Annotated in this window: 19 protein-coding genes and 1 riboswitch; of the genes, 5 read left to right on the top strand and 14 right to left on the bottom strand. The window is 68.0% G+C overall.

The genetic code is table 11. The features are described from left to right. Positions 1 to 6: 6 nt before the first annotated feature. On the bottom strand, positions 7 to 705 hold the full coding sequence (locus AB0C30_RS17060; RefSeq protein ID WP_357944275.1) for an alpha/beta fold hydrolase: 699 nt from the start codon (positions 703 to 705) through the stop codon (positions 7 to 9). 155 nt (positions 706 to 860) lie between these two features. Here AB0C30_RS17060 and AB0C30_RS17055 point away from each other — a divergent pair, with 155 nt between their 5' ends. Beyond that, on the top strand, positions 861 to 1,592 hold the full coding sequence (locus AB0C30_RS17055) for a sulfite exporter TauE/SafE family protein (protein WP_357944273.1): 732 nt from the start codon (positions 861 to 863) through the stop codon (positions 1,590 to 1,592). A 184-nt stretch (positions 1,593 to 1,776) separates the two neighbouring features. Here AB0C30_RS17055 and AB0C30_RS17050 read toward each other — a convergent pair whose 3' ends face one another. The 6 genes from AB0C30_RS17050 to AB0C30_RS17025 form a co-directional block, all read right to left on the bottom strand. Further along, complete coding sequence (locus AB0C30_RS17050) at positions 1,777 to 2,538, bottom strand: ABC transporter permease (RefSeq protein ID WP_357944271.1); 762 nt, start codon at positions 2,536 to 2,538, stop codon at positions 1,777 to 1,779. A gap of 9 nt (positions 2,539 to 2,547) precedes the next feature. Beyond that, positions 2,548 to 3,312: an ATP-binding cassette domain-containing protein gene (locus AB0C30_RS17045; protein WP_357944269.1), complete on the bottom strand. Its 765-nt coding sequence runs from the start codon at positions 3,310 to 3,312 to the stop codon at positions 2,548 to 2,550. Between the two features lie 647 nt (positions 3,313 to 3,959). Beyond that, the gene (locus tag AB0C30_RS17040; RefSeq protein ID WP_357944267.1) at positions 3,960 to 4,286 is read right to left on the bottom strand and encodes a DUF1048 domain-containing protein; all 327 of its coding nucleotides are present in this window, start codon (positions 4,284 to 4,286) and stop codon (positions 3,960 to 3,962) included. 1 nt (position 4,287) lies between these two features. Continuing rightward, a complete protein-coding gene (locus tag AB0C30_RS17035) occupies positions 4,288 to 4,644 on the bottom strand; it encodes a DUF1048 domain-containing protein (RefSeq protein ID WP_357944264.1) in 357 nt (118 codons plus the stop codon). After that, positions 4,641 to 4,967, bottom strand: a complete 327-nt coding sequence (locus AB0C30_RS17030; protein WP_357944262.1) for a PadR family transcriptional regulator — start codon at positions 4,965 to 4,967, stop codon at positions 4,641 to 4,643. Before AB0C30_RS17030 ends, AB0C30_RS17035 begins: the two co-directional genes overlap by 4 nt. 199 nt (positions 4,968 to 5,166) lie before the next feature. Then, a complete protein-coding gene (locus AB0C30_RS17025) occupies positions 5,167 to 5,490 on the bottom strand; it encodes a multidrug efflux SMR transporter (RefSeq protein WP_357944260.1) in 324 nt (107 codons plus the stop codon). Positions 5,491 to 5,509: 19 nt separating this feature from the next. Further along, positions 5,510 to 5,575, bottom strand: a riboswitch (guanidine-III (ykkC-III) riboswitch). Positions 5,576 to 5,883: 308 nt separating this feature from the next. On the opposite strand from AB0C30_RS17025, the gene AB0C30_RS17020 reads away from it, so the two are divergent. Continuing rightward, the gene (locus AB0C30_RS17020) at positions 5,884 to 6,303 is read left to right on the top strand and encodes a MarR family winged helix-turn-helix transcriptional regulator (RefSeq protein ID WP_357944258.1); all 420 of its coding nucleotides are present in this window, start codon (positions 5,884 to 5,886) and stop codon (positions 6,301 to 6,303) included. A gap of 71 nt (positions 6,304 to 6,374) precedes the next feature. On the opposite strand, the gene AB0C30_RS17015 is transcribed toward AB0C30_RS17020, so the two are convergent. The 4 genes from AB0C30_RS17015 to sigE all read right to left on the bottom strand — a co-directional run bounded on the left by AB0C30_RS17015 (position 6,375) and on the right by sigE (position 9,881). Beyond that, a complete protein-coding gene (locus AB0C30_RS17015; protein ID WP_357944255.1) occupies positions 6,375 to 6,731 on the bottom strand; it encodes a sec-independent translocase in 357 nt (118 codons plus the stop codon). A gap of 216 nt (positions 6,732 to 6,947) precedes the next feature. Then, positions 6,948 to 8,507: a trypsin-like peptidase domain-containing protein gene (locus AB0C30_RS17010; RefSeq protein ID WP_357944252.1), complete on the bottom strand. Its 1,560-nt coding sequence runs from the start codon at positions 8,505 to 8,507 to the stop codon at positions 6,948 to 6,950. 194 nt (positions 8,508 to 8,701) lie between these two features. Then, entirely contained in the window at positions 8,702 to 9,238 is a 537-nt protein-coding gene (locus tag AB0C30_RS17005; RefSeq protein WP_357651909.1) for a zf-HC2 domain-containing protein, read from the bottom strand. 1 nt (position 9,239) lies between these two features. Further along, entirely contained in the window at positions 9,240 to 9,881 is a 642-nt protein-coding gene (sigE, locus tag AB0C30_RS17000) for an RNA polymerase sigma factor SigE (RefSeq protein ID WP_214639755.1), read from the bottom strand. Positions 9,882 to 10,042: 161 nt separating this feature from the next. Between sigE and AB0C30_RS16995 the strand changes: the two genes are divergently transcribed. Continuing rightward, a complete protein-coding gene (locus tag AB0C30_RS16995) occupies positions 10,043 to 10,681 on the top strand; it encodes an O-methyltransferase (protein WP_357944250.1) in 639 nt (212 codons plus the stop codon). Positions 10,682 to 10,699: 18 nt separating this feature from the next. Here AB0C30_RS16995 and AB0C30_RS16990 read toward each other — a convergent pair whose 3' ends face one another. Further along, positions 10,700 to 12,106 (bottom strand): leucyl aminopeptidase, encoded by a 1,407-nt coding sequence (locus AB0C30_RS16990; RefSeq protein ID WP_357944248.1) that lies wholly within the window; start codon positions 12,104 to 12,106, stop codon positions 10,700 to 10,702. Positions 12,107 to 12,184: 78 nt separating this feature from the next. Then, complete coding sequence (locus tag AB0C30_RS16985) at positions 12,185 to 12,352, bottom strand: DUF3117 domain-containing protein (RefSeq protein WP_020545024.1); 168 nt, start codon at positions 12,350 to 12,352, stop codon at positions 12,185 to 12,187. Between the two features lie 150 nt (positions 12,353 to 12,502). On the opposite strand from AB0C30_RS16985, the gene AB0C30_RS16980 reads away from it, so the two are divergent. Further along, positions 12,503 to 13,309 (top strand): PaaX family transcriptional regulator C-terminal domain-containing protein, encoded by an 807-nt coding sequence (locus AB0C30_RS16980; RefSeq protein ID WP_357944246.1) that lies wholly within the window; start codon positions 12,503 to 12,505, stop codon positions 13,307 to 13,309. Continuing rightward, complete coding sequence (locus tag AB0C30_RS16975; RefSeq protein WP_357944243.1) at positions 13,306 to 14,082, top strand: enoyl-CoA hydratase-related protein; 777 nt, start codon at positions 13,306 to 13,308, stop codon at positions 14,080 to 14,082. The genes AB0C30_RS16980 and AB0C30_RS16975 overlap by 4 nt, the downstream gene beginning before the upstream one ends. Before the next feature lie 5 nt (positions 14,083 to 14,087). Here AB0C30_RS16975 and AB0C30_RS16970 read toward each other — a convergent pair whose 3' ends face one another. Then, positions 14,088 to 14,645: a DNA-3-methyladenine glycosylase I gene (locus AB0C30_RS16970; protein ID WP_357944614.1), complete on the bottom strand. Its 558-nt coding sequence runs from the start codon at positions 14,643 to 14,645 to the stop codon at positions 14,088 to 14,090. Positions 14,646 to 14,650: the final 5 nt, after the last annotated feature.

Below are 14,650 nucleotides of genomic sequence, written 5' to 3'. Positions count from 1 at the left end.
CGGCGTTCAGCCACGAACCTTCCTGACCCATTCGTGAAGAGTCTCGGGAGGCAATTGCTCGACGATCTGATGGCCGCCGTCGATCATGTGGACCGACAGCCATTCCGTCGTGTACTGGCTCCAGTCATTGAGGCACTCGGTGTTCCAGGAGCTCGCATCATCCTTGGCACCGACCGCGATTATCGGCGCGTTGAGCATCGGGCGCGAATCTGTCTCAAGATAGCGATTGAGCAGCTGATATTCAGACCGCCAGAGACGTGCGTACTCGGGGAGAGCCGCCGTTTCCATGATGTGTGACGGCGCCTCCAACTCCTCGGCCAATGCCCGGTCCGGCAGCTCCGCCAAAGGCGAGACAGGCGTGCGATGCGGCGGGTACTGGCACATGACGACGACGCCGCGAAGCTGTCGCTCCAGGTGCTTGGCCGCCTCCAGGCAGACCAGAGCGCCCATGCTGTGGCCCACGAGCACGACATCCGTGACGCCAGAGTCCGCGATGAGGGTCGCGAGCGCCGCGCCGCGCTCGTCAACGGAGGGCACATTCATCGGCTCGCTCCAGGTGGCCCGGCGGACGACAGGTTCCCGGCCCGGCTCGTTCCACCGCTCCACGAACTTCGTCCGGCCGCCCAGACCGGGAACGAAGATGACGGCCTGGCCACCATCGAGTGCCGGGCTGACAATGTAGCTCGCAGGCTCCTGACCACCCATTTCATTCGCTCCTATTGACAAGTGACGAAGTACAAGGGCCAACCATTTACCAACGTGTAACTACCCCATCCCGGACAGTCTCCATATATCGCAACATCAACCGCCAGAGGCAAATTTTCCGAGAATACTGGTTCATTTCAGTAGATCATGGCAAAGTGTGGCAGGTGTCCACGCTGCTAGCTGCCGCCGTGATTATCCTGATCGCTTCAACAGTGCACGCGGTGACCGGATTCGGGTACGCCCTCGTCGCCACTCCCCTACTGGCCCTCACGGTCGACCCTCATACAGCGGTGGTCGCCACGACGATGTCCGCCCTGGCCATGACCGTCACGATCGCCGTGCGTCAGCGTCACCACGCCGAGTGGAAGGTGGCCATGATCGCCATGGCCGGCATTGTGCTCGGCATGCCGCTCGGCCTCTGGGTGTATGGAGTGACGTCGGAGCGAGTGCTCACGGCCCTCATCGGAGTCGGAGTCCTGGGCTGCACGGTGATGGTGTGGCGGCGGGTGAAGGTGCCGGGGAATGTTCCCGTACTGGTGGGAGTCGGCTTCATCTCCGGCGCGCTCTCCACCTCGACCGGCACCAATGGGCCGCCGATGGTCGCCGCCTTCCAGGGTATGGGCTACGACCCCACGAAGTTCCGCGCCACCCTCTCGGTGGTGTTCGCCGGCACCAGCGTGCTCAGTCTGGTCGGATTCGCCGTGGCCGGCGAGGTGAACACCCAGTCGATCTGGATCGGCGTGGTGGGCCTGCCGATCGTGCAGCTGGGGTGGTTCGCCGGAAACGCGGTCTTCCGCCGCATCGATCCGGAGCGCTTCCGCAAGGTGGTGCTGGCGGCCCTCCTGGTCAGCGCGGTGGTAACCCTCTCCGCCGCACTCAACGGCTGACTTCCGCTTTTACAGCTCTTTTACGGCAAGCACGGTGGGCCCCAACCGCCACACGGGGCCGGCCTCTGTCCAGGGAGACGCTCCTCCGGTGGAGGTGGCCGACCGCCGTGACGAGACGGTGAGACCGCCCGCGTGGACTCCCGCCAACTGGCTTCCGAGAGGAGCAGCGGCTGCCGCACGTGGCCTAGGAGATCTTGCGGCGGTAGGTGTTCATGGCGAAGGCGTAGGCGACGACGAGGATGCCGACGCACCAGCCGAGGGCGATCCAGATGTCGGTGCCGACCGGCTGCTGGGCGAACAGGGCGCGGATGGCGTTGACGATGGAGGTCACCGGCTGGTTCTCGGCGAAGACGCGCAGCGGGCCGGGCATGGTGTCGGTGGGCACGAATGCCGAGCTGAGGAACGGCAGGAAGATGAGCGGGTAGGAGAAGGCGCTGGCGCCTTCCATGGTCTTGGCTGACAGGCCGGGGATGACGGCGATCCAGGTCAACGCCAGGGTGAACAGGATCAGGACGCCCGCCACCGACAACCACGCCAGCACTCCCGCCCCCGAGCGGAAGCCCATGAGCAGGGCGACGAGCGTCACGACCACGAGCGAGATCAGATTGGCGACCAGCGAGGTCAGCACGTGCGCCCACAGCACCGACGAGCGCGCGGTCGGCATGGACTGGAAGCGCTCGAAGATGCCGCCCTTCATGTCCATGAACAGCCGGTATGCGGTGTAGGCGATGCCCGAGGCGACCGTGATGAGCAGGATGCCGGGCAGCATGTAATTCACGTACGAATCCGACCCTGTTCTGATCGCGCCGCCGAACACGTACACGAACATCAGCATCATGGCGATCGGCATGATCGCGGTCGTGATGATGGTGTCCGGGCTGCGCGTGATGTGGCGCAGGGATCGTCCCAGCAGGACGGTGGTGTCGGTGAAGAAATGCTTGCTCATTTTTGTTCCTTATGCCTTCGTGCCGACGAGGGTGAGGAAGACGTCCTCGAGGGTCGGCTGCTTTTCGACGTATTCGACCTTGGCGGGTGGGAGCAGTTGCTTGAGCTCGTCCAGGGTGCCGTTGACGATGATCCGGCCTTCGTGGAGGATCGCGATCCGGTCGGCGAGCTGTTCGGCCTCGTCCAGGTACTGCGTGGTGAGCAGCACCGTTGTGCCGCGGTCGGCGAGCTCCTTGACGGCCTGCCAGACCTCGATGCGGGCCTGGGGGTCGAGGCCGGTGGTCGGCTCGTCGAGGAAGATGACCGGCGGGTTCCCGATGAGGCTCATCGCGATGTCCAGGCGCCGGCGCATGCCGCCGGAGTACGTCGCGACCTTGCGTCCGCCCGCGTCGGTGAGCGAGAAGCGGGCGAGCAGGTCGTCGGCGATCTCGCCGGGCTTCTTGAGATGCCGCAGCCGGGCGACCAGCACGAGGTTCTCCCGCCCGCTGAGGATCTCGTCGACGGCGGCGAACTGCCCGGTCAAGCTGATCGATTCGCGTACGTCCGCGGCCTGGGTGGCGACGTCGAAGCCGTTCACCCGTGCCGTCCCCGCGTCGGCCTTGAGCAGCGTGGACAGGATCTTCACGACCGTGGTCTTGCCGGCCCCGTTGGAGCCGAGCAGGGCGAAGATGCTGCCCCGCGCCACGTCGAAGTCCACGCCGCGCAGCACCCGCAGTTCCTTGTACGCCTTCTCCAGGCCCTGCACCTGGATCGCCGCAGCTTGCTGTGTCGTCATCAGTCTGTCCTGTCCTTTGTCGTGGTGTTCTCGCCGGCGGCGCGCTCGATGGCAGTGGCGAAGCGGTTCCGCTCGTAGATCCCCCGGGCTGCTACTTAGCGTTGCTGGCTACCAGTACAAAGTAGCACTGACTACTAGTACTTAACAACACCGAATAGCGGAGGATTGTGCGTGTGGGTGCGGGCGGCCTGATCGCTGTTCGTGAGCGAGTCCGTCATCCCTTAGGCGAAGACGGGCTCCGCCGGCTCACTGGAGAGTTCGATCGTCGCGGACGAGGCGGAAGCGCCCGCGATCACGAGTGCGTTCGCTGAACTGTTCATGGCGTCCACCATCGCCGAATGCGCTGATACCAGCCCGTTGCCGTGCTGACACGGACGCTGACACAACACCGCGGCAGGCCCGATCCGCCGCGGCCTGGTACGCCTCCCTAGGGGCGATTGGGCGTCCACAGAGCCCTCCCGGGCCCGGGATCTCACCGTCGGCCGCCCGCTGGACGCGCGGGCGGGTGTCCACCAGCCGAGCGCCGCGGGCGACCGCGACGCCGGCTTCGGCGGGAGACAAGCGGCGCGACTCGGCGCGCGCGGCGGCAAGCGGGCTGTCGATGGCCAGAGGCCCGAAGAACTCCGCCTGGCACCGGTCGACGGGTGTTACTTCTCGGCCGTCCCGGATTCCCCGCTGATGGACTCCTGATAGATGTCCGCGTAGGTGCGCGAGTCCTTGATCAGGTCGTCGCAGAAGGCAGCGACGTCGTTGCCGATGAGTTCCAGGATTCCCCTGTTGGCCGCGACGCCCTCCTCGAAGAAATCGAGGATCCCTGAGAGCAGGGACCCGTCAAACAAGTCGATCGGTCCGACCTTGAAGAGGTACTTCTGAATCTCCTTGTAGACGATCCGGTAGTCCGGCGGGAGCGCCTTGACCCGCGCCATGTGCGCCCGCCACTGCTTCTTGCCCTCGATGATGTCTTGGATGCCCACGTCAGCCTCCCAGCCGGCCCAGTTTCCTTGCGACGTTCCTGTTCAACTGCTCGCGCCACCGGTCGCGATAGCCCCGAGCCCCTTCTCCGCCGACCAGCGCCGCGCAGAAGCCCGCGATGTCGTCACCCAGCACCTCGTGAATGCTCTGCTCATCGGCCGCTGTCTCTTCGAGCAGCCCCAGGGCGCTGTCGAGGATCGGCATCAGGTTGCGACCTGAGAAGTCCCCGTAGGGAAAAAGATGACCCTTGATCTCTTCCCACGCCGCCCGGTATTCGGCCGGCAATGTCGCGGCCCGGGCTTCGAACGCCTTCCAGTCCCTGGTGAGATCGCTGCCTGTCATGGCCTCCCAGAAGTTCATCTCCCGCCCTCCTTGAGCTTGTCGATCCGTGATGTGACGTACTCCCATTTCGCCCAGAACCTCGCGAGCTCTTCGCGCCCCGCGTCGTTGAGCGCATAGAACTTGCGCGGCGGGCCCAGCCCGGACGGTCGTTTCGTCACCTGGACGAGCTTGTTCTTCTCCAGCCGCAACAGGATGGTGTAAACGGTCCCCTCGACGACGTCGGCGAAGCCGAGTTCGTTCAGCCGACGCGTGATGGCGTACCCGTAGGTCTCCTCGCTGCCGATGATTTCAAGCACGCAGCCCTCAAGCGTGCCCTTCAGCATCTCCGTCAGGTCGTCCATCGTGGTTCCTCTTCGATTTCCCCTAGTACTTTGTAGTACCGAGTACCACTACACAGTAGCACAGAGTAGAGAAGAAATACCTAGCGAGCGGACCGGCGAACTAGAAAGGATCATTACCGCACGCCCGCGCAGCTCCACGGGCGTGTGCACCCGCGACGACGCCCCCGGGGGCCTCGGACCGGCACCTGGTGCCAAGGCGTCAGTGGCCGCCACCCGCCAGGTTGAGACCGACAACACCGAGAAGGATCAGCGCGATCGAGACGATCTTGAGGAGGGACACGTTTTCTCCCAGCACGATCATGCCGAGAGCGGCCGTGCCGACGGCACCGATGCCTGTCCAGACCGCGTAAGCCGTACCGATCTCGAGGGTCTTGAGCGCCAATGCCAGTAGGCCGAAGCTGAGCACGGCGAAGACGAAGAAGCCGATGCTCGGCAGCAGTACGGAGAATCCATTGCTGTGCTTGAGCGAATAGGCCATGGCGACCTCGAACAGACCGGCGACAATGATCATGACCCAGGCCATGACAGCCCCTTTCTTTCAAGGAGCGTCGTCTTTGCAGGCCGGGTACGGCGCGTCTCGTCCGGGCGGGACCTGATCGGCCCCACATCGCTGACAACGGCCGCGACCACGTGAGGATTCCCGGCCGCGGCCCTGCCCGGCTGGGGGCTCATCGTCCGGCACGACAAGGACAATTGCTCAAGCGGTGAATGCGATGACGCCGGAACTGCGGTAGCTCCGTGGGTGCGGGCGCCCACTCCGGTGCTGGGGGCGCAGGGCCGGTCGTGCTACGCCTGACCGAAGGGGCACACGGGGCCGGTGGGACGCCGCCGCCCGCCAGACCGCCGCTGCTTCAAGCCTCGAAGCATCGACGCTAGTACGATCCTTCAATTCGCGAAACGTCTATAGGATGGCGATATGACCACGCCCGAGCTCACCGCGGTGGTGGCCGCGACCCACGAGATCTGGATGCGGACCAACGACCTGATCGGGCACGCGCTGGCCGGGCACCAACTGACACCGGCGACGTTCCACGCGCTTTGGGCCATCGACCCGGAAGAGCCGCCACCCTCGATGAAGGTGATGGCCGAACGCCTTTATTGCAACGCCCCCAACCTGACCTTCATCACCAACCAGCTCACCGACCGGGGCCTGGTGGAGCGCGCCGTGGACCCGGCCGACCGCCGCTCTCGCGTCCTGGTCCTGACCGCCAAGGGCCGCGAGGTCCGCGACGAACTGGTCCGGACGGCGCTGGAGAAGACCCCGCTGGCGGCGCTGACCGACAGCGAACTGCGGCAGCTCATGGCCCTGTTGAACCGCGCCGTCGGACCCGACTGACTCACCCGGCACTCCCAGGAGTCGGCACCACGGTCTAGGTCCGGTCGTAGACGACCGCGCCGTACCCAGGCTCAGGTCGCTTCCGCGTCGTAGGGAGGCAGTTCGCCGTAGCCCAGCTCGTCGACCGGCTCAGGATCGTAAGAGGTGGTGACGGGCTCCAGCTGCTGGGGCTTGTTGGCCCAATCGTCCTCGTCCTCCAGCAGGTGCTTGCGGACGAAGTTTTTGGGGTTGAGGTCGCTGGGGTCGAAGTTGGAGAACTCCGGGCCCAGGCCCGCCCGCAGGTCGTCGCGTGCGCTGTTGGCCATCCGGCGCAGGTTGCGCAGCGTCTTGCCGGCTTGCGAGGCCGCCTGAGGCAGCTTGTCGGGACCGAAGACGAGCAGCGCGATGACGACCAGCGCGCAGATCTCCATCCACCCGAGTCCGAACACCGTTTGCTCCTACCGCAGTCCAACCAAACCGGGGACAACCCGACCCCTCAAGACTAAGGCCAAACCGCCCCGGCCAGGTCGCCAGCCCCCGTCTCGGTTCAGCAAGACCACGCGGGCGGTCTCACCGTCTCGTCACGGCGCCCGGCCACCTCCACCGGAGGAGCGCCCCTTTGGCAGAGGCGCACCCACACGGCGATTCTGGAGGAACCAGGACGATCAGGACGGCGTCGGAGCCGGGGTGTCATCCGCAGTAACTGTAAGGGTGGCGGTGCGGTCTTGGCCGGCGCGTTGGTATTTGATGGTGATCTTGGAGCCCGGAGACTTGCTGCGGATCAGGGCGATCAGTTCGTTGCCGTCCTGCAGCATCAGCCCGTCGATCTCCATGATGACATCGCCCGCCTTGAGGCCCGCCTTGGCGGCCGGGCCGCCCGCGTCGACCGGCTGCCGACCCTCCGTCGGGCCCGAGGCGATGCGTACGCCCTGGCCCTTGTAGTCCTTGTCGAGGACGATGCCGATCTTCGGGCGCTTGGCCTTGCCGGTCGTGATGATCTCCTCGGCGACGCGGCGCGCCTGGTTGACCGGGATGGCGAAGCCGAGGCCGATGCTGCCGCCCTGGCTGCTCATGGAGCGGCTCAACGTGGCGATCGCGGAGTTGACGCCCACGACCTCGCCCTTGCCGTTGACCAGCGGGCCACCCGAGTTGCCGGGGTTGATGGCGGCGTCGGTCTGGATCGCGCTGATGTAGGCGGGCTCCTCGGTGCTGGTGCCGCTCTCGTCGCCCGCGATGACCGGGCGGTTCAGGGAGCTGACGATGCCGGTCGTCACCGTGCCGGTGAGGCCGAGCGGGGAGCCGATCGCGATGACCGGGTCGCCCACGACCACGTCCTCGGAGTTGCCGAGGGTGATCTCGGGCGTGCCGAAGGTCTCCTCCGGCTTGACCACGGCCAGGTCGGAGCCCGGGTCACGGCCGACGATGCGGCCCTTCGTGGTCTTGCGGTTGTTGAACATGATCTGGATGTCGCCGCCCTTGGCGGCCGGGGCGACCACGTGGTTGTTGGTGACCACGTAGCCGTCCTTGATCAGGAAGCCGGAGCCCGACACGCCCTCGGCGCTGCTGGCGTTGACCTCCAGCGAGACCACGCTGGCCCGGGCGCGGGCGGCCACTCCGGCGACGGAGTCGGGGGCCCGGTTCGTGGCGCCGCTCGGGATGGGGCCGAGGCTGTAGGAAGGGTTGGTGCCGCTGCCGCCCGACCTGGTCAGCAGGTAGGTGCCGACGCTGCCGAGCCCCGAGGCGACCAGGGCGATGACGACCGCCAGGACGATCAGGACGCCCGTGCCGGGGCCGCGCCTGGGAGCGGGTGCCGACGTCAGGCCGCCGGGCGGTGGCGCCCAGCCCGCGCCCATACCGAGCGCGTTGGGCGGCGGGGGCGGGCGCTTGTCGCCGCCACCGAACGGCGGCGGGCCCGCCGAGTTGCCGAAGAACGGGCTCTCGTAGGTGCGGGTGCTGTTGGGCGGCGGTGGCTCCTCAGCCGGTCCCTGGCCCGAGGCCGGAGCCGCGTACGAGGCCGGAGGCGGGTAGGAGGGGCTGCCATAGGACGCGGTGTCTCCGGGGCGGCCTGACGGGTCACCCCACCGGCCGCTCTCGGAGGAGGCCGTCTCGGACCGCCATCCAGACTGTTCGGCCTGGTCGTCGGCCGGCAGGAACTCCGGCCGCCCCTGTGGCTCAGGGAAGTCCGACGGCATGCGTCCTTCTGGTGGGCGCGTCTCGTCGGTCATCTAGATCTCACCACTCCTTGCCTCGGACACCGCAATCCTGGCGTGAACGGCATACGAGAGTCGTAAAGCAATTGTCAGGCAATGAGCCAACATATGTGGACACCTGACAGATTCCCGAACTCAAATCGTATGCCCCTGACGCCGTCGACTACGCCACTCGAGTATCCCAGGCATTCCTGAGAGTGGGCGTGAGATCAGGGCGTGGCGGTGGGCAGAGTAGTGGTCGGCGACGAAGTGGGCGTGTGCCGCGCCTGCTCGAACAGCTCGACCGGCGGCGCCTGGGCGCTCTGACCGACCCCCGAGACGGCGAAGAAGGTGCCGAGCGCGACGGCCGCGGAGACCACGCCGACCGCCACGTACGCGCCGCGCCGCCTACCCCCGCGACCAGGGCCCGAACCGCCACCAGTCGCGTCCCTGCGCGGGCGGTTGTCCAGCGGAGCGATGCTGTGCGGCCCAGGGATGGGCACTCCGCCGAACGTCCGGGTAGGGAAAGGCCGCTCCCTGGGGGGCAACGGGCCACCGGGCTCGGACATCCGCAGCAACGACATGGTGAGATCGGCCGGCATCACCGGGCCGTCGAGCGAGCGCAGGCGCGACTTCAGCGCCCGCATCGACTCGACCTCCCGCCTGCAGTCGCCACAGAAGGTCAGATGGGCTAGAGCGCGGTCGCGTTCGGTGTGATTCAACTCACCGTCCACGAGCGCGGAAACGCGTTCTCCAAGATGCGACATATCAGACTTCCTCCCCACGGGTTCCCGACGGGAATGATGGCGGGGGGAGTTGGGAATTACGGGGGGCCCGGTGATCGAGCGCCTCCCGCAACTGCGCCCGGCCACGGTGAATACGGCTTCGGACCGTACCCAGCTTGACGCCGAGCGTGGCCGCGATCTCCTCGTACGACAGACCCTCGATGTCACACAGCACGATCGCGGCCCGGAACTCCGGTGCGAGCGCGTCGAGCGCGGCCTGGATGTCCGGCTCAAGGTGCGCGTCGTCGAACGCCTGCGCCGGTGAGGGCTCGCGCCCGCGCAGCCGTTCGGCCGCGTCGTCGGCGAGTCCTTCGAACCGGATGCGCTGCTTGCGCCGCGCCATGTCGAGGAACAGGTTCGTCGTGATCCGGTGCAGCCAGCCCTCGAACGTTCCGGGGGTGTAACTCGACAGGGACCTGAAGACCCGCACGAAGACCTCTTGGGTGAGATCTTCGGCATCGTGGACATTGCCGGTCAGGCGATACGCCAGCCGGTATACACGTGCGGAATGAGTCCGCACCACTTCCTCCCAGGTGGGAGGCGTCCAGTCAGACACGGGAGTATCGGCCTGGTGGTCACTTTCGTCCACCAGAACTCCTCTCATTGGGACCACCGCTACCGCCATAGTGCCTGGTTTCGTCCCTTCGTGCGTACTGCCTGCCTTCCGGACCGGCAAAGCCCGTTTAAACCTGCAACGCCTCACGGCCGTCTTGAGTTCCCGTCCCGGCGTGTCTCCCCTAGGCTGCGATCGGTGACCAATCGCACGAAAGTGGGGGGAGGAGGCCGATGACCAGTCCGGTAGAGGCCACTCTGGCCTATGCGGAGCAGTTCCATCATGAGGATGAGATCCTGCACGCGGCGCGCCTGCGCGGCCTGGAAATGGGTGCCACGCCCATCCTTCCCGGGGGCGGGGCGGCGCTCTGCTTCCTGGCCACGGCCGTCAACGCCAAGTCGGTCGTCGAGATCGGCACGGGCTGCGGCGTCTCCGGTCTCTGGATGCTGCGCGGCATGCGTCCCGACGGCACACTGACCAGTGTCGACGTGGAGCCGGAGCATCAGCGGCTGGCCAGGCAGGCGTTCGCGGAGGCCGGGTTCTCCGGCGGGCGGGTGCGGCTGATCACCGGCCGGGCCCTCGACGTACTGCCCCGGCTCTCCGACGGCGGCTACGACATGGTCTTCGCCGACGGGGCCAAGCAGGAGTACGCCGACTACCTGGCCGAGGCGGTCAGGCTGCTGCGGGTGGGCGGCATCGTCGCCTTCGACAACGTCCTGTGGCACAACCGCGTGGCCGACCCGGCGCAGCGCGACCCCGACACGGTCGCGCTGCGCGAACTGGGCAAGCTGGTGCAGTCCGACGACCGCCTGCGCTCGCTGCTGATGCCCCTGGGCGACGGCCTGCTCGCCGCCGTCAAGACCGCCTCATAGCGCCGAACACACGTTGTCCTAGCGCGTCAGCCACTCCAGCAACACGCGCACCCCGAACCCGGTCGCGCCCTTGGTGAGCACGCCCTCGTTCACGGTGCTGCGTCCCACGCCCGCGATGTCCAGGTGCGCCCACGGCCGCTTGCCCGCGAACTCCCTCAGGAACAACGCCGCCGTGATCGACCCGGCCCCATAGGTGGAACCGCTCTCGACATTGGCCAGGTCCGCGATCGAGGACTCCAGCGCCGGCGCGTAGTCGTCGATCAGCGGCATCCGCCACAGCCGGTCGTCGCTGGCCTGCCCCGCCTCGACCAGCCCCTGGGCGAGATCGTCATCGGTGGCGTAGACGGCGCCGTAGCCGCGGCCGAGCGCGACGGTGATCGCCCCGGTGAGCGTGGCGATGTCCACCACCGCGTCCGGGTCGAGCTCGGCGTCGGCGTAGGCGAGCGCGTCGGCCAGCACCAGCCGCCCCTCCGCGTCGGTGTTGAGCACCTCCACCGTGCGGCCGCCGTAGTGCTTGATGACGTCGCTGGGCCGCTGGGCCGTACCGGAAGGCATGTTCTCGGCCGCCGCGATCAGGCCGGTCACCCGCACGGGCGCGCCCAGCCGGGCGAGCGCGGAGATGACGGCGATCACCACGGCGCCGCCCGCCATGTCGGTCTTCTGGGTCTTCATGTTCTCGTTCGGCTTGAGCGACAGGCCGCCCGAGTCGAACGTGATGCCCTTGCCCACCAGCACGACATGCCGATCGCTCGGCTCGGGCGGGGTGTAGGAGAGCTGGATGAGGCGGGGCGGGTTGGCCGAGCCCCGGCCGACGGCCAGGATGCCGCCGAAGCCGCCCGCCTGCAGCTGCTCCTCGTCCCACACGCGTACCGGCACGTCCTGCTCGGCCGCGCGCTCGGCCAGCCAGAGCGGGTTCTTGACCGACGCGGGCGTGTTGGTCAGGTCTCGGGCCAGCGCCACCGCCTGGGCGACGGTCTGGCCGCGCCGCACCGCGTCCTCGTCGGCGCCGACGAACGTCAGCGCCCGCACGGACGGCTTGCCCGGCTCGCCGATCTTGAAGGTGTACGCCGCCAGCAGCGCGGCCTCGGTGAAGGCCGTCACGTCGCCCGCCGGCGTCACCACGACCAGCGCTTCCCTGCCCTTGGCCTTGCGGGTGAGCGCGGCGCCCGCCTTGCGCAGGGCGCGCGGCGAGCCGTCGCCGACCCCGTACAGGAGCACCCGGCCGACCCCGTCCGCCCGCGCCACCGGGACCTCCACCACCTCACCCGCCTCTCCCTTGGCGTCATAGTGCGCCAACAGGGCGGCCGTCGGCACGTGCAGATCCAGCTCGACGGCGGGAGCGAGATCGGCGTCATAGGGCACGGCGAGCAGCTCGACGTCCGCTGGTACGTCGGCCACCACCGATGCCGTGGTCTCAATGGGCACGGAAATCCCCCTCAAACGTCAGCGGCCCTGGCGCGGACGCACGCCAGGGCCGTGGAACGACCTGTGTCTCGGGAGCTCTCAGCCGACGACGTTCTTCAACGCTTCGCCGAGCGCCTTCGCCTCGTCGGCGGAAATCTCCACGACGAGCCGGCCGCCACCCTCCAGGGGGACCCGCATGACAATGCCGCGCCCTTCCTTGGTGACCTCCAGCGGACCATCGCCGGTCCGCGGCTTCATCGCCGCCATGCGTGCATCCCTTCCTGCCTTGGGCTCCCGCGGCCCGCGGTTTCCGGCCGCCCCTGAGGATGGCCGACGCATTCACGTCATCTGTGATGTCCTATTCTCCCGCATCGAGAGCGCTCATGGGTAACGATCTCCTCCCAGAATGCGTTGTCCATGCTGGCGAAGGCGGCCAAACTGGACTTCGTGCATGCTCGCGCCGCTCTGTTCGACCTCTATGGAGACCACCTGCGCTCGCGCGGTGGACAGGCGTCCGTGGCCGCGCTCGTACGGCTCATGAAGCCCCTCGAAATCGCCGCCCCGGCCGTGCGGACGGCCGTTTCCCGCATGGTGCGGCAGGGCTGGTTGCAGCCCGTCAGGCTGCCCCAGGGCGCCGGTTACGGACTTACGCCGAAGTGCGTCAGACGTCTGGACGAAGCCGCCTTGAGAATTTACCGAGCCGGAACTTTGAGCTGGCGTGGCCGGTGGCACCTGATCGTCCTCGAGCCGGTCAAGGACCGTCCGCGCAGGGAACGGATCCGCGCCGACCTGACCTTCCTGGGGTACGCCGCGCTGTCGGAGACGACGTGGATCGGCCCGCGTTCGTCGATCGAGCTGGACAACCTGCTGGAGGGCGAGGGCGTGCGCGCCGACAGGTTCGACGCGGCGCTTGAGGGCGACCCGCGCGAGCTGGTGGCCCGCGCCTGGGATCTGACCGCCATCGGCGCGGCGTACGAGCACTGGCTGTCGGAAGCTGTCACTCTGGTCGGCGCGCTGCCCGGCGGCGCCCCGGCTGATCAGGTGTTCGCGACCAGGAGCAAACTCGTGCACGGATGGCGCAACTTCCTGTTCCGGGACCCTGGCCTCCCCCCGGAGCTGCTGCCGTCCGCCTGGCCGGGCGAGAAGGCCAGGGCCTACTTCGAGCAGGAGGCGGTCCGCCTGCTGCCCGCGGCCGCCGCGTTCGTCGACAGGGAGCTGCCTTGATCCGCTATGACGTGACCGATGCCGTCGCCACCATCACTCTCGACCGGCCCGAGGCGATGAACTCGCTGACAGCCGAGGTGAAGGCGGCCCTGCTCGACGCGCTGCGCCGCGCCGCCGCCGACCCCGAGGTGCGCGCGGTGCTGCTCACCGGCTCGGGACGGGCCTTCTGCGCGGGCCAGGACCTGCGCGAGCACGCCGACAACCTGGAGGCGGGCCGCGGCCTGGCCGACACGGTCCGCGCGCACTACAACCCCATCGTCGAGCTGATCACCACGATGGCCAAGCCGGTCGTGGCGGCGGTCAACGGCGTGGCCGCCGGGGCGGGCGCCTCGCTGGCCTTCGCCTGCGACCTGCGGGTGGCCTCGGACAAGACCAAGTTCGCGATGGCGTTCGCCGGGGTGGGCCTGGCGCCCGACTCGGGCGCGTCGTGGACGCTGGCCCGCCTGGTGGGTCTGGGACGGGCGACCGAGCTGCTGCTGCTCGGCGAGCCGCTCGGCGCGGCCCGCGCGCTCGAACTGGGCGTGGTCACGCGCGTGGTGCCCGCCGACGACGTGCTCAAGACCGCCCATGAGCTGGCCGTACGACTGGCGGCGGGGCCCACCAGGGCGTTCGCGGCCACGAAGCGCGCGCTGGCCTACGCCGCGACGCACTCGCTGCCCGAGACCCTGGCCGTGGAGGCCGACCTGCAGGACGAGTGCGTGGCCACCCAGGACCACCTCGACGCCACGCGGGCCTTCCTGGCCAAGGAGCTGCCGACGTTCCACGGCCGCTGAATCCGCTACGGCTGTGCCTGCCGGGCGACGCAGCCCTCGATGTGGTCGTTGACCAGGCCGATGGCCTGCATGAGGGCGTACGCGGTGGTCGGGCCGACGAATCTGAAGCCGCGCTTCTTGAGGTCCTTGGCCAGGGCCTTGGAGGCCGGGGTGATGGCCGGGACGTCGGTCATCGACCTGGGGACCGGGGACTCGGCGTCGGCGTACTGCCAGACCAGGTCGGACAGGCCGCCGGGCAGGTCGAGCGCGGCCCGCGCGTTGGCGATGGTCGCCTCCACCTTGGCGCGGTTGCGCACGATGCCGGGGTCGCCGAGGAGCCGGGTCACGTCCTCCTCGGTGTACGCGGCGACCTTGGGGATGGAGAACTGGTCGAAGGCGGCGCGGAAGTTCTCGCGCTTGCGCAGGATCGTCAGCCACGACAGGCCCGACTGGAAGGCTTCCAGGGAGACCCGCTCGAAGACACCGTCGTCGCCCCGGACCGGGCGGCCCCACTCCTCGTCGTGGTAGGTGATGTAGATCGGGTCCGCCATCCCTGGCCAGGTACAGCGGATCACTTCGGGCACTTGCG

The sequence above is a fragment of the Nonomuraea sp. NPDC048901 genome (assembly GCF_040649695.1).
Classification (GTDB): domain Bacteria; phylum Actinomycetota; class Actinomycetes; order Streptosporangiales; family Streptosporangiaceae; genus Nonomuraea.
This window is presented reverse-complemented; position numbering and strand designations above follow the sequence as displayed.

Bases quoted from the DNA above. Each gene is read 5' to 3' on its own strand.
- AB0C30_RS17045 (WP_357944269.1), bottom strand. From the start codon at position 3,312: ATGACGACACAGCAAGCTGCGGCGATCCAGGTGCAGGGCCTGGAGAAG.
- AB0C30_RS16995 (WP_357944250.1), top strand. From the start codon at position 10,043: ATGACCAGTCCGGTAGAGGCCACTCTGGCCTATGCGGAGCAGTTCCAT.
- sigE (WP_214639755.1), bottom strand. From the start codon at position 9,881: ATGGCGGTAGCGGTGGTCCCAATGAGAGGAGTTCTGGTGGACGAAAGT.
- AB0C30_RS17030 (WP_357944262.1), bottom strand. From the start codon at position 4,967: ATGGACGACCTGACGGAGATGCTGAAGGGCACGCTTGAGGGCTGCGTG.
- AB0C30_RS16985 (WP_020545024.1), bottom strand. From the start codon at position 12,352: ATGGCGGCGATGAAGCCGCGGACCGGCGATGGTCCGCTGGAGGTCACC.
- AB0C30_RS16980 (WP_357944246.1), top strand. From the start codon at position 12,503: ATGCTGGCGAAGGCGGCCAAACTGGACTTCGTGCATGCTCGCGCCGCT.
- AB0C30_RS17025 (WP_357944260.1), bottom strand. From the start codon at position 5,490: ATGGCCTGGGTCATGATCATTGTCGCCGGTCTGTTCGAGGTCGCCATG.
- AB0C30_RS17035 (WP_357944264.1), bottom strand. From the start codon at position 4,644: ATGAACTTCTGGGAGGCCATGACAGGCAGCGATCTCACCAGGGACTGG.
- AB0C30_RS17060 (WP_357944275.1), bottom strand. From the start codon at position 705: ATGGGTGGTCAGGAGCCTGCGAGCTACATTGTCAGCCCGGCACTCGAT.
- AB0C30_RS17050 (WP_357944271.1), bottom strand. From the start codon at position 2,538: ATGAGCAAGCATTTCTTCACCGACACCACCGTCCTGCTGGGACGATCC.
- AB0C30_RS17005 (WP_357651909.1), bottom strand. From the start codon at position 9,238: ATGTCGCATCTTGGAGAACGCGTTTCCGCGCTCGTGGACGGTGAGTTG.
- AB0C30_RS17020 (WP_357944258.1), top strand. From the start codon at position 5,884: ATGACCACGCCCGAGCTCACCGCGGTGGTGGCCGCGACCCACGAGATC.
- AB0C30_RS17010 (WP_357944252.1), bottom strand. From the start codon at position 8,507: ATGACCGACGAGACGCGCCCACCAGAAGGACGCATGCCGTCGGACTTC.